The organism is Vibrio sp. HENC-03 (assembly GCF_000305755.2).
Lineage (GTDB): Bacteria > Pseudomonadota > Gammaproteobacteria > Enterobacterales > Vibrionaceae > Vibrio > Vibrio owensii.
In genome coordinates, this window is record NZ_JH976128.1 from 139,103 (window position 1) to 151,747 (window position 12,645).

Consider the following 12,645-nt stretch of genomic DNA (forward strand, 5'->3'; position numbering starts at 1 on the left):
AACCAACTCATTCGAACATTTACTAAAATATAAATAACGAAACAAAAGGATTCTTACCATGACTGAGCAAAAATACATTGTTGCCCTAGACCAAGGCACGACAAGCTCTCGTGCTGTCATTCTGGATCATGACGCGAATATCGTAAGCGTCGCTCAGCGAGAATTTACTCAGATTTATCCAGAGGCTGGTTGGGTTGAACATGACCCAATGGAAATCTGGGCAACTCAAAGCTCTACTTTGGTTGAAGCACTTGCAAAAACCGGTATCCGTAGCGACCAACTTGTTGGTATCGGTATTACCAACCAACGTGAAACCACAATTGTATGGAACAAGGAAACAGGCAAGCCGGTTTACAACGCGATCGTGTGGCAATGTCGCCGTACTGCCGATATTTGTGAAGAATTAAAAGCTCGCGGACTAGAAGATTACGTTCGCGACAATACCGGTCTGGTTTTAGACCCTTACTTCTCTGGCACAAAAGTGAAGTGGATTCTAGATAACGTTGAAGGCGCACGCGAAGATGCCGAAGCAGGCAAACTGCTATTCGGTACTGTTGACACTTGGCTGGTTTGGAAGATGACTCAAGGCCGCGTTCACGTAACAGATTACACTAACGCATCTCGTACCATGCTGTTCAACATCAATGACCTATGCTGGGATCAGAAAATGCTGGATGAGATGGGTATCCCAGCGTCGATGATGCCTGAAGTCAAACGCTCATCAGAAATCTACGGCCAAACCAACATTGGTGGTAAAGGCGGTACTCGTATCCCAATCGCGGGTATTGCAGGTGACCAACAAGCTGCGCTTTATGGTCAGATGTGTGTTGAAGCTGGCCAAGCGAAGAACACCTACGGTACAGGTTGTTTCTTGTTGATGAACACAGGTCAAGAGAAGGTCACATCGAAAAATGGTCTGTTGACTACGCTAGCATGCGGTCCAAAAGGCGAGCCAGCTTACGCTCTTGAGGGTGCAGTGTTCATGGGTGGCGCTTCAATTCAATGGCTACGTGATGAAATGAAGATTCTGGCTGGTGCCGAAGATTCAGAATACTTTGCGACCAAAGTAGATACTTCAAATGGTGTTTACGTTGTTCCTGCGTTTACTGGTCTGGGCGCACCATATTGGGATGCTTACGCTCGCGGTACGATTGTCGGTCTAACTCGTGGCGTAAACTCTAACCACATTATCCGTGCAACTTTGGAAGGCATCGCTTACCAAACTCGTGATGTGCTAGATGCAATGCAAGCAGACTCGGGCATCAAACTCGCGAATCTTCGTGTGGATGGCGGCGCAGTAGCGAACAACTTCCTGATGCAGTTCCAATCTGATGTTCTTAATACCGAAGTTCACCGTCCTCAAGTGACTGAAGTGACCGCTCTGGGTGCAGCCTACCTAGCCGGCCTAGCGGTTGGTTTCTGGGATAGCATTGATGAACTGCAAGACAAAGCAGTGCTCGATCGCACATTCGAACCACACGATGATGAAGAGAAACGCAACCGTCGCTACAAAGGTTGGAAGCGCGCAGTTAAGTGTGCTCAAACCTGGTCTGAGCTTCACGACGAAGACGATTAATTTCTGATAAACGATTAGTTTCCCCCTGATTAATCGTAAAGAGCGCCGAGTTGGCGCTCTTTTTTTTGCGTTCGATCGCGGATTCCACACTCCCACAGCTTCTCACAATGCGCTAATTCGAGCACAATAGAGCAAGTTTCTATTTTCGATTTTGAAGCATTGGCGATTACCAGTGCACAAGGGAGTGCTAAGTGAAGCAAATACCAAGACACCAACAGATTGTTGAGTTGGTGAAAAAACAAGGCTATGTCAGCACGGATGAGCTGGTAGAAAAATTTAATGTTAGTCCTCAAACTATTCGCCGCGACCTAAATGACCTCGCAGATGAAAACAAAATTCGTCGCTACCACGGTGGTGCAACCATTCCTCTCAGTTCAGAGAACACCTCATACAACACGCGTAAAGCGCTTAACTTCAATGAAAAAGATGTCATTGCGGAAGAACTCGTAAAACACATTCCAGATGGCGCAACTTTGTTTATTGATATCGGTACCACGCCAGAAGCCGTCGCTCGAGCGCTCAATAAAAACCACAAACAACTTCGCGTGGTGACCAATAACATTAATGTTGCCACCATTCTTTTACCAAACCCAGAAATCAAAGTTATTTTGGCGGGCGGTGAAGTTCGCAACCGTGACGGCGGTATTGTCGGTGAAGCGACGCTCGATTTCGTCAAACAATTCCGCCTCGATTTCGGCATTTTAGGCATCAGTGGTATCGATTTTGATGGCTCACTACTGGACTTTGATTATCATGAAGTTCGCGTTAAACAGGCAATTATTGATAACAGCCGCAGTGTGTTCCTTGCGGTTGACCATTCGAAATTTGGTCGCAATGCTATGGTGAAACTGGGCAATATCGCGCAATTGAACATGGTATTCACCAACAAACAACCACCAGAAGAGATTCTCGCGATTCTAAAAGAAGCAGCAGTTCCGCTCGAAGTGGTTGATACAGAAATGGAAAGAGCGATAACAGAATAGCGTTTACACTCACTATTTACGCGCATAAATGACCTCTGTCTTAATTAGGCAGAGGTTTTTTTTGTGCCCAAATCACACAAAACGCTCATAAACGAAAATAAATAATGACCAAAAACGAAACCTAAGCTAGGATAAACTCATGTTCTAAAATGCTCGTTCGCTCACCAAGAGGTCAAATTTATGAGTATCCAACAAAATGCTTCCACGACGAATTCATCCCCTACTCTAGACATGATCGTGATCGGCGGCGGCATTAACGGGGCTGGTATTGCTGCAGATGCTGCTGGCCGTGGTTTAAGCGTCGGTTTGTATGAAGCTAACGACTTCGCATCGGCAACCTCTTCTGCAAGTTCAAAACTGATCCACGGTGGATTACGTTACCTTGAACACTATGAGTTTCGTTTGGTTTCGGAAGCGCTCGCTGAGCGTGAAGTGATCTTACGTAAAGCGCCTCATGTGGCTCTGCCAATGCGCTTCCGTTTACCTCATCGTCCATTTTTACGCCCAGCTTGGATGATCCGCTGTGGCTTGTTCCTTTACGATAACTTGGGTAAACGAACCACTCTTCCTGGCAGCAAAACCGTCAACCTCGCAAAATCAGGTCTATTAAAACCTGAAATGAAAACCGGTTTCGAATACTCAGATTGTTGGGTAGATGACGCACGCTTGGTGTTATTGAACGTTCTAGCGGCTAAAGAGAATAACGCAGAAGTTCGCAACTACTGCCGCGTAGAAAAAGCACACCGTGAAGGTGGCATCTGGCATGTCACTATTCATGACGTCACCACAGACCAACGCTTCGAACGCAAAGCGAAAGCTTTAGTTAACGCTGCTGGTCCATGGGTGAAACAGTTCTTTGATGAAGGATTAGAGCAAACCTCCCCTCGCAACATTCGTTTGATCAAAGGCTCGCACATCGTTGTTCCTCGTATCCACAATGAACCGCAGGCCTACATCCTACAAAACAAAGATAACCGCATCGTATTTATGATCCCTTACCTAGATAAGTTCTCGATCATTGGTACAACAGATGTGGAGTACAAAGGCGATCCGCGTGAAGTCGCGATTTCCGAAGATGAAGTCGATTACTTGATCGATATCGTTAACCAACACTTTGTCCACCAGCTAAGCCGTGAAGACGTGGTGTGGACATACAGTGGTGTACGTCCGTTGTGTGATGATGAGTCTGACTCACCGCAAGCGATCACACGTGACTACACACTAGAACTCGACGCTGAATACGACCACGCACCTTTACTTTCAGTGTTCGGCGGCAAGCTTACGACTTACCGAAAGCTTGGTGAAGCAGCAATGAAGAAACTTGCCCCATTCCTACCTGAAATGGGTAAAGATTGGACAGCAAACCAAACACTTCCTGGCGGTAACTTCAGTTGCAGCCGTGAGCAACTAGCGAAGATGATTCATGCGAAGTACTCGTGGGCATCAGAAGCGATGTTGCTGCGTTATGTGACTCAGTTTGGTACACAAACTTGGGATCTGATGGAAGGCACTAACAGCTTAGAAGATCTTGGTCACTGCTTCTCAGAGCAAGCAAGTGGCGTATATCAACGTGAAATTGATTACTTGATGAATCACGAAATGGCGCTAACCGATGAAGACATCTTATGGCGTCGTACAAAACTTGGTTTATACATGAACGAAGAGGAGAAAATCGCACTGGCAGAATATCTAAAAGAGAAGCTGCAACAAAAAGTCGTTAGCCTCTCACAAGTAAGTTAAATTGGACTCTCCTAATACAAAGCCTGCACCCCGCAGGCTTTTTCTTTTTCCGGTGAATACTCAGCATCAAACGCTTCTATCGAAAGCACAAAAAGTTTTAATTTCAGGCAATTAGCACTCTTACTTATTATTTTCTTCAGTCGGCAATTGCCCTCACCTCTAATTAAATCGGTATCCGATGAAGAAATCGCTAATCCTGAGCTTACTCCTTCTCGGTGGTTGTTCTGTAGCTCCCGAAGAGACACCACCATGCGCATGTGATGACTACGTTCCTCCCTACGTAAAACCGCCAAGCGCATCGAACGAAGATAACATCAAACAGTTACTGGCTTACATTGCTCAAAAAGCCAAAGATCGTTGGGGTGAAGATGAGTTCGTTGAAGCTGGCAAACACCGTTACGTGAAGTACCTTGATGGTTACAACACCCGAGCTCATATCGACTTCGAAACGGGTAAGATCTATGTTTCGACGATTTCCCAATATCAGCCAACAGAAAAGCTACAAAAAGCCATCGTACAGACGCTACTCATGCCTGCCGATCCGGCTCATGCAGAGTTGTTTAGCGATAAGGAAGCGGTATTACGCGGTAAGCCTTTCTTACTGGGGCAAGTTCTCGATCACGATGGAAAGCCGATTGAATGGGAATGGCGCGCTAATCGCTACGCAGACTACCTGCTTGATAATAAACTGCAGAAGAAAGCCATCAAACGCGGCAGTGCTTATTATGTCGAAATCAACATGGTGAAAGATCATCTAGAGCAGCGAGAATACCAGTACGCAGGCTTGGTACGTGATGCAGCTAAACGATATGGCTTGTCTGAAGATCTAATCTTCGCCGTGATCAAAACCGAAAGTAGCTTTAACCCTTATGCGGTCTCTCATGCTGGGGCTTACGGCTTAATGCAAGTGATCCCAAAAACCGCCGGTGCTGATGTGTTTAATTTGGTGAAAAACAAACCGGGTATTCCAACCAAAGAGTACTTGTTCGATCCTGCCAATAACATTGATACCGGAGCAGCGTATTTCTATATCTTGAAGAATCGCTATCTAAGAGATGTAAAACATCCTACTTCGAAACACTTTAGTATGATTTCAGCCTATAACGGCGGCACAGGTGGCGTGCTTTCTACCTTCGATAGTGACCGAAAACGCGCGATGAATGAGCTTAACAGCCTTAACCCGACTCAGGTTTATGATGCGTTAACCACCCAACATCCAAAAGGGGAAGCAAGACGCTACCTACAAAAAGTACTGTATTTCCAAAAGGACTTCAGCGAAGGGAATATCTAATTTTACCTAGCCACAAAACGAAAAACGCCGCTTAGTTCCACGGAGGTATAGAACTAAGCGGCCATGTAATTACACGAAAAGACACCTATGGGTCTAAAACGTCAATTGGCTAGTTAATCACTCATGTGCATACGAGCAATAACACCTACAGAGTAGCGGAGTCCGCCCCTTCTAGCACGCTCAAATCCCACTATAGAATTCAACGTTTTTCACATTCTTAACAATTACCTTACTAATTGTGGGTCATTTGCGGAAGCAAGCTCAAATAAAAGAGCTCATACCGTTGGTTGAGCCCTTCTTTTATCAATTCTGAACTGTGACTATCCGGGATGACCATCCACTCTTGGTTTCATCAGCATCATTCCGAATCGCCATACGAACATACCGAAAGCCAGAATCCACAAGGCTGCACTGACATCAATCCAAAGTAACATGTGTGAAGGGTCAAAAATCACGCCGAAGCTTCTTGCTAACGCCGCTCCAATCACGGCAGCAAAAGCGATGCTCATGTTTGGGCCTTTGTAAATCATGCGACCTGTGTGCCCCATAGTCACTCGAGCAATCATCGCTAAGATCAATCCACCTAATGCGCCGATAGCAAACAGATGAATTAAGTTGTGGTTCGCAAACGCATTATCCCAACTTCCACGTAAAATCAGACTCAAAGGCAGACACAAATAAGCCGCATGTAACGACCACACCAACGGCTCGCTAAGCGTCAGCCAAGGCTTCCAACGCAGGAATCGAACCAACTGCGCCACTCCGGCAAACAACATAAGTGGCTGACCAAGTTCTGCAAATGTCACAGGGAAGAAGCTCAACACAAACAACATAACCAAAGGTAGGTTTGCTAGCCAATCCAACCACAGTAACGGCTGAGCTTTTTCGAAGTTAAAGCGACGGGCTGTGAAAAATGGAATCACTCGTCCACCCATGACGGAAAGCAGCAGAGTGAACCACCAAAGCATCGCTTGCCATACCGCAGACGAGGTAAATGGCGGCATGCCTTTCACCGTTGCGTAACTGGCAAAGTTGGCAAAGATGGCGAGCAAGAATAACGACACAAAAAACAGATTCCGCCAACCTTTCGCGCGGTAAACACGAATGCCCACTTCGTACGCCACAGACAGCAAAAACAGCGCTTCAATGCTGCTGGTTAACCAAAGTGGTGCTGGTGTCCAAAGCAGTATTCTCGGTGCAAGCCACAATGTAAATATCGCTAACAAGGTGTAGTGTTTCGTGCCGTTAATGCCCGTCCAGTTTTGCACTGCAGTCAGCACAAAGCCCACCACTATTGCCATTGAAAAACCAAACAACATTTCATGAACGTGCCACCACAACGCCGGAACACTCAACGCACTTGGCTGTCCGGTTTGGAACATCCATACCCATACCGCAATTGCGACAACGGCATAAATAGAGCCAAACAGGAAAAACGGTCTAAACCCTAATCGCAGCCATGCAGGGATTTTTTCTTCCACTTTTTTATCGGTGATATTCAGCATTGTGATGCCCTTAAGTACCCATTTGATACCGTTCAAAAATTCTACGCGTTCGATATTAACACAAACATGCATAAAAAATACATGTTATAAAATCAAACTATCCTTTCGAGGTAAAACCTATGCTTCATGCGTTGCTTGGTTGGTAGTGTTTAGGTATAACGGATAACAGTGATTTCGTCGAAGTAAGGGAAGCAATCGAGATGTATATATTTGGCTACGGCAGTTTAATCAATGCCGCCTCGCGCAAGTTAACGGGTCAAACGGGAGAAGCCATCCCAGTCATCGCTCATGGTCTGGTGCGCTATTGGGGCAAAGTTGACGACAGCTATATCTTGTCACCCTTGGTTGTGAATGAAGGCGAAGGGCAAGTCAATGGCGTACTGCTTGAAGTCGACGATCAAGCGCTAGCGGAGTTTGACCGACGCGAACGTGGCTACCATCGCATTCAAATCCGTCCTGACCAGATTGAAACAGAGGCCACTTTTAACTCTGAGCACAGCATTTGGGTTTATGTGAAAAACGATCCGTTACCACCCTGCTCGCTCAGTCCCATCATGCAAAGCTATGTTGATACAGTCCTCGCTGGATGCTTGGAAGTCTCCCATGCCTTTGCTGAGCACTTCGTTCGCCATACCGTTGGTTGGCATCATGCCAAAGAAAACGATCGCCACCAGCCAAAATACGGCAACTTAGCGGGCGTACAAGATCATCATTATGAGTTAATTGATAATCTAATTAAAAAGGGAGCCTAGTGGCTCCCTTTTGCTATTCATGTTCTGTTTGTGTGAGATTAGAACTTGTAATCAATACCAGCGTATAGGCTGTCGAAATCAAAGTCGATATCACCACCGCCTTCAACATCGATCGTTACTGTAGAAACACGGTAACCACCAGAGATAATTAGACCTGAAGCGAACTCGTAACCCACTTCTGCACCGTAGTTGAAACCAACATCACTACCGTCAGTTTTCACATTAAGGTTTGCAAGGTTTGATTTAGACTCAAAATCTACACCCATCACACCAAGACCTGCAACTGCACCAACATAAAAACCAGTACCAGAGAATTGGTATTTCGGTTTTGCATTTAGGTTGAAGCCGTAACCATCAACAGTCACTTTTGCCCAGTTACCTGAACCTGATGCTTTTTCTTCAAAGCTACCGTAGTAGACGTATTCGCCCTCTAGTGCCAGTTTGAAGTTTTCTGAGTATTGCAGCTCTTTACCTACTGCAATACCAAGACCCGTTGCTGAAGAGCTTGACGAGTCGCCTTCAACTTTAAGGTCTGAACTTAAAATATCCGCACCAATGTACCAATTACCTTCCGCCTGAACCGACGCCGAAGCAACCACTGCACCTAAAGCCAATAATGGCAATACTTTTTTCATTATAATTTCCTAATTTTTCATGCTGTTAGACAGCTTTTAAAAGCGCGGAGATTATAAATAAAGGTGAATATGATTCTATTGATTCATTTATAAAATGAGATCTAAAACATAAATAACTGTTATATAAACAATATATGATTAGATACTAAACGATTCTCACACCAGCAGGCATCGCGCGCTCAGGCGTCAGCAGAACACTTTCTGATTCATCATCGGTTTCAGCACACAGCAACATGCACTCAGAGGTTTCACCACGCATCTTAGCTTTTGCAAGATTACACAGCACCACCACTTGTTTCCCCATCAACTCTTCTTCTGTGTAGTAAGGCACCAAGCTGGTTACGGTTTGAAGTGTTTTCTCACCGATGTCGATCTGCACGATGTAAAGCTTATCTGCGTTTTCGTGACGAGCCACTTCGATGATTTTTCCGGTGCGAATCTCTAGTTTTGCGAAGTCTGAGTAAGCGATCGTTTCCATTGATTAAAACCTCAAGTAAAATTTTACTAAAACAAACTCTACATTATCAGTTAGTACTTTAAATACAAGAGGTGAAGATCGCATTTTGATGAGCAAAGATCGTGCTGTTTACAATCGTCCTTTACCAAACCTCACTCAACTTCGGCCAACCCCACGCCGTGATCTCTACACCTTTGAATATGTCTTGAAAGCTAAGTGTTTGTCGGTGGTGAAGCATCGGACTAACCACACCTTCATAGATAAGCACGGAGCCAAGTTGCTCTAACTTAGTGAGGTAATCTTCCGGAGCGCTAAACTGTCGAATTTGGTTGATCTCAGCAACCAGCCAGTCGCTGACGTCAGATCCGATCGTTGCGTGCAAAACAGGATCGCTGAGGAAAAACAGTAAAGCCGAGACTTGTCGGTTGTCATCCAAGTTAAAACTGCTTAAAACAATCTCTTCACTAAAGCCCTCTCCAGACGCTTTTTCAATGAATGCTTCAAACGAATAAACGTTCACTTCAACCTTGATACCATGCTCCATCAAGATTTGCTCAGCGGCTCTCGCACTGCGTTGAATACCAAGATGGGAATAACAGGCGATTCGGATTGAATTCGGTAGCGCTTCTTCATCGCTTCTCAGATATTTGACGTTGTGCCAGAAAGGGAAAAAGTTATGTGCGATCTCAGCCCCAAAGGTGGTTTCGTTGCGTTCCAACTGTTGCCAAATGTTCGCACCACTCAAGACATCACTCAGCCAACGTCGCTGAGCGTGTGATAAGTTAGGATGATTGTGATTGAAAATCATAAACAAACACCCTTCTTCCACGCGATCTTTCGATGCAGTGTGTTTGGCATCGATGATGCGCTCATCCACTTCTTCATCTGGAGAGTTGGTGATGACCTTTTTCGAGTACTGCTCTGTCTTAGGTAAATCGTGGGGGTAATCGGAAACCTTTGCACCTTCCTTCTTGTCACTGTTTAACGACCAGATGGTGACTTTATCTGTGAGGGAGCGAAATCCGTGGAAGCGCTCGTTCGCCACCAAGGTAAGCTTATTGTTCGTGTGCGATTCCAGAGAGAAAATGCCACAGCCGATACTGTCGGAAGATAGGTTATTGAGTTGATCGACAGGTTGTAAAGAGTATTTCAGATCACTCAATAATGCAGCAAAACCTTTGTCTGGCCGAGTAAGTTGAACGGAAAATCGATAAGGCGACTCGACGGAAACCGTTTCAAGGTGATCGAGCTCATTTTGATAATATGGAAGCTGCTGCCAATGGTTTAGTAGCTTCACCATCAGCTCTGCATCCACTTTACCGCCATGATGAAAGCAAACGGACGGACGAAGATAAAATGTCCATGTTCGCCACTCTTCATCGGCTTGCCAATGATGCGCAATGTTTCCGACTAACTCGCCTTCGGGTGTCATGGAAACCAAGCAAGCGTGAATTTGACGTATTAAGAAACGTTCGCTGTTTCGTTGCGGTGTGATTGGATTGAGCGTCGCAAAAGAGCGGTTATAGGTGAGTTGTACACTGACTTTGCCTTCTGTCACTTGGGCACCGGAAGTCTGCTTTAGCAGTTGCTCAAACACCACTTGGTCGAAGTCAAGAAACTCAAGTGCCCGGTCGTATTTGCTCTCTTTGATCCACTCCAGAGCAATAGAGCGCTTCACCTCTGTACGATCGATGTTACGAATTAAGGTCGAACGTTGGTTACGCCCCACTCTGGGTATCCAAGCGATCCAGTTGAGCGCATTCATCTGCTTGAGAATAGCTCGGGCATGCCTTGGGCTGGTGAACATCTTGTCTGCAATCTCGGCAAGCGTCACCGCGTATTCCTCTCGCAGCTCAAAACTCTCTACACGTTCGTAGTAACGAAAAAGATTAATACTCTCCAAAACAGGCACTCCAAAACTAAGATTCCGTTCCTTATATTAGCGTTTAATGCCTTCATTCAAGTAAAAAGGTCTAAAAACTTAGTTATCAGGAACAAGAAAAACAAAATTCACTCTGTTTTTTCATGCCTTATTTTTACCCAAAATACACTTAGATTCTGACGCAGTCCTATGGTTGAGCGATCGAGACAGTGCCCTTCAATTGGTTAAGGCCCTCTATTTTAGCTCAGCACACCACTTATAAAGCTTTAGCGATAGCAACCAGTTTTTATGTTTATGCTCCAACCCCCCGCAAACCATAATCACGATGCTATCGCTAATCTCCCCGCTTCCCACAGTTTATTCATGACTGCGCCACTCAAGATTTTTATCTAACAAGTTGGAGTATTTTTATGTTTGCTAACTTTTTTGCCAACCTTTCTAAGGTCGGTAAGGCGCTCATGTTGCCTATAGCCTCAATGCCCGCGGCGGGTATCCTTTTGGGTATTGGCTCGGCGCAATTTGGGTTCATTCCACCCGTAGTTTCTGAATTGATGGCAGAAGCGGGGGGCGCGGTCTTCGGCAACCTGCCGCTTATCTTTGCGCTTGGCGTTGCTATCTCATTTACCAACAATGATGGTGTTGGTGCAGTTGCGGCAGGTATTGGTTATTACGTATTAGTCGCGACACTAAAAGTCATGGCTGGCGTGCTGGGTGTGGATCATATCGACACAGGTGTGCTCGGCGGCATCATCTCCGGTGCAGTTGGTGCGTATATGTTTAACCGCTTCTACACCATTAAGATGCCAGCTTACTTGGCCTTCTTCGCGGGTAAACGATTTGTCCCGATCGTGACGTCATTTTCTATGCTGTTTTTGGGCATTGCGATTGCCTTTATCTGGCAACCAATTGGCTCTGGCATTGATTGGTTTGGCACATGGGCAACCGAGCAAAACCCATTGGTGGCATTCTGGGCTTACGGCACCGCAGAGCGTGCTCTGATCCCATTTGGTCTGCACCATGTGATTAACGTGATTATTCAGCTTCAAGCTGGTGAGTTTGTGAACGCTGCTGGTCAAGTATTCCACGGAGAGATCCCTCGCTTCTTCGCAGGCGACCCAAATGCGGGCAACCTAGCAGGTGGTTACCTATTCAAGATGTTTGGTCTTCCTGCGGCGGCAATTGCGATTGGCCGTGCAGCAAAACCAGAGAACCGCACCAAAGTTATGGGCATCATGATCTCAGCTGCACTAACATCGTTCCTAACTGGTATCACTGAGCCTATCGAGTTTGCGTTCTTGTTCATCTCGCCTGTGCTTTACGTAATTCACGCGATCATTGCGGGTCTGGCTTACCCACTGTGTATCATGCTGGGCGTTAAACATGGCTACAGCTTTAGTGCAGGTCTTATCGACTACGTGACCTTCTTTGGTATTTCGACCAAAGGCTGGATGATCATCCCACTAGGTTTGGCATACGCAGCGCTGTACTACGTTGTGTTCACTTGGTTCATTAAAACGTTCGATCTGAAAACACCAGGCCGCGAAGATCAAGACAGCAGCAAAGCCGTCAATGACACCAGTTCAGAGTTTGCCAGTGAGTTAATTAGCGCGTTTGGCGGCAAACAAAATATCTTAAGCACCGATGCTTGTATCACTCGCTTGCGAATCCAAGTCGCAGAGCAAGACAAAGTCGATGAAGCGAAATTGAAAGCACTTGGTGCAGCGGGTGTGGTGCGAGTCGGTACAGGCGTACAAGCTATCTTTGGCGGCAACAGCGATGTGTACAAAACTCAAATGGTTGACTGGATGAACAACAACTAGCTTT

Annotated in this window: 10 protein-coding genes; 6 read left to right on the forward strand and 4 right to left on the reverse strand. The window is 45.8% G+C overall.

Annotated elements, in window-relative coordinates; translation table 11 throughout:
• Positions 1–58: 58 nt before the first annotated feature.
• The 4 genes from glpK (at position 59) to mltC (ending at position 5,590) form a co-directional block, all read left to right on the forward strand.
• A complete protein-coding gene (gene glpK, locus VCHENC03_RS04360; RefSeq protein WP_005436582.1) occupies positions 59–1,576 on the forward strand; it encodes a glycerol kinase GlpK in 1,518 nt (505 codons plus the stop codon).
• 191 nt (positions 1,577–1,767) lie between these two features.
• A complete protein-coding gene (locus VCHENC03_RS04355; RefSeq protein WP_009707473.1) occupies positions 1,768–2,559 on the forward strand; it encodes a DeoR/GlpR family transcriptional regulator in 792 nt (263 codons plus the stop codon).
• Between the two features lie 180 nt (positions 2,560–2,739).
• Positions 2,740–4,299 carry a glycerol-3-phosphate dehydrogenase gene (gene glpD / locus VCHENC03_RS04350; RefSeq protein ID WP_009707474.1) on the forward strand — a complete coding sequence of 520 codons (1,560 nt, stop codon included), beginning with the start codon at positions 2,740–2,742 and terminating at the stop codon, positions 4,297–4,299.
• A gap of 178 nt (positions 4,300–4,477) precedes the next feature.
• The gene (gene mltC, locus VCHENC03_RS04345; RefSeq protein WP_005436579.1) at positions 4,478–5,590 is read left to right on the forward strand and encodes a membrane-bound lytic murein transglycosylase MltC; all 1,113 of its coding nucleotides are present in this window, start codon (positions 4,478–4,480) and stop codon (positions 5,588–5,590) included.
• Between the two features lie 320 nt (positions 5,591–5,910).
• Here the strand turns inward: mltC and VCHENC03_RS04340 are convergent, their stop codons facing one another.
• Complete coding sequence (locus VCHENC03_RS04340; protein ID WP_009707475.1) at positions 5,911–7,095, reverse strand: NnrS family protein; 1,185 nt, start codon at positions 7,093–7,095, stop codon at positions 5,911–5,913.
• A 200-nt stretch (positions 7,096–7,295) separates the two neighbouring features.
• Between VCHENC03_RS04340 and VCHENC03_RS04335 the strand changes: the two genes are divergently transcribed.
• Positions 7,296–7,847 (forward strand): gamma-glutamylcyclotransferase family protein, encoded by a 552-nt coding sequence (locus VCHENC03_RS04335; protein ID WP_009707476.1) that lies wholly within the window; start codon positions 7,296–7,298, stop codon positions 7,845–7,847.
• Positions 7,848–7,885: 38 nt separating this feature from the next.
• Here the strand turns inward: VCHENC03_RS04335 and VCHENC03_RS04330 are convergent, their stop codons facing one another.
• From VCHENC03_RS04330 to VCHENC03_RS04320, 3 genes are all read right to left on the reverse strand, one after another.
• The gene (locus tag VCHENC03_RS04330; RefSeq protein WP_009707477.1) at positions 7,886–8,482 is read right to left on the reverse strand and encodes an outer membrane beta-barrel protein; all 597 of its coding nucleotides are present in this window, start codon (positions 8,480–8,482) and stop codon (positions 7,886–7,888) included.
• A gap of 145 nt (positions 8,483–8,627) precedes the next feature.
• Positions 8,628–8,960 carry a tRNA-binding protein gene (locus VCHENC03_RS04325; protein WP_005436572.1) on the reverse strand — a complete coding sequence of 111 codons (333 nt, stop codon included), beginning with the start codon at positions 8,958–8,960 and terminating at the stop codon, positions 8,628–8,630.
• 121 nt (positions 8,961–9,081) lie between these two features.
• A complete protein-coding gene (locus VCHENC03_RS04320) occupies positions 9,082–10,851 on the reverse strand; it encodes an SgrR family transcriptional regulator (RefSeq protein WP_032803018.1) in 1,770 nt (589 codons plus the stop codon).
• Between the two features lie 380 nt (positions 10,852–11,231).
• Between VCHENC03_RS04320 and ptsG the strand changes: the two genes are divergently transcribed.
• Positions 11,232–12,641 (forward strand): PTS glucose transporter subunit IIBC, encoded by a 1,410-nt coding sequence (gene ptsG / locus VCHENC03_RS04315; RefSeq protein ID WP_009707479.1) that lies wholly within the window; start codon positions 11,232–11,234, stop codon positions 12,639–12,641.
• Positions 12,642–12,645: the final 4 nt, after the last annotated feature.

What these genes read in the sequence shown, in the direction of transcription:
- mltC (WP_005436579.1), top strand. Translation starts at nt 4,478, where the DNA reads ATGAAGAAATCGCTAATCCTGAGCTTACTCCTTCTCGGTGGTTGTTCT.
- glpK (WP_005436582.1), top strand. Translation starts at nt 59, where the DNA reads ATGACTGAGCAAAAATACATTGTTGCCCTAGACCAAGGCACGACAAGC.
- VCHENC03_RS04340 (WP_009707475.1), bottom strand. Translation starts at nt 7,095, where the DNA reads ATGCTGAATATCACCGATAAAAAAGTGGAAGAAAAAATCCCTGCATGG.
- ptsG (WP_009707479.1), top strand. Translation starts at nt 11,232, where the DNA reads ATGTTTGCTAACTTTTTTGCCAACCTTTCTAAGGTCGGTAAGGCGCTC.
- VCHENC03_RS04330 (WP_009707477.1), bottom strand. Translation starts at nt 8,482, where the DNA reads ATGAAAAAAGTATTGCCATTATTGGCTTTAGGTGCAGTGGTTGCTTCG.
- VCHENC03_RS04335 (WP_009707476.1), top strand. Translation starts at nt 7,296, where the DNA reads ATGTATATATTTGGCTACGGCAGTTTAATCAATGCCGCCTCGCGCAAG.
- glpD (WP_009707474.1), top strand. Translation starts at nt 2,740, where the DNA reads ATGAGTATCCAACAAAATGCTTCCACGACGAATTCATCCCCTACTCTA.
- VCHENC03_RS04325 (WP_005436572.1), bottom strand. Translation starts at nt 8,960, where the DNA reads ATGGAAACGATCGCTTACTCAGACTTCGCAAAACTAGAGATTCGCACC.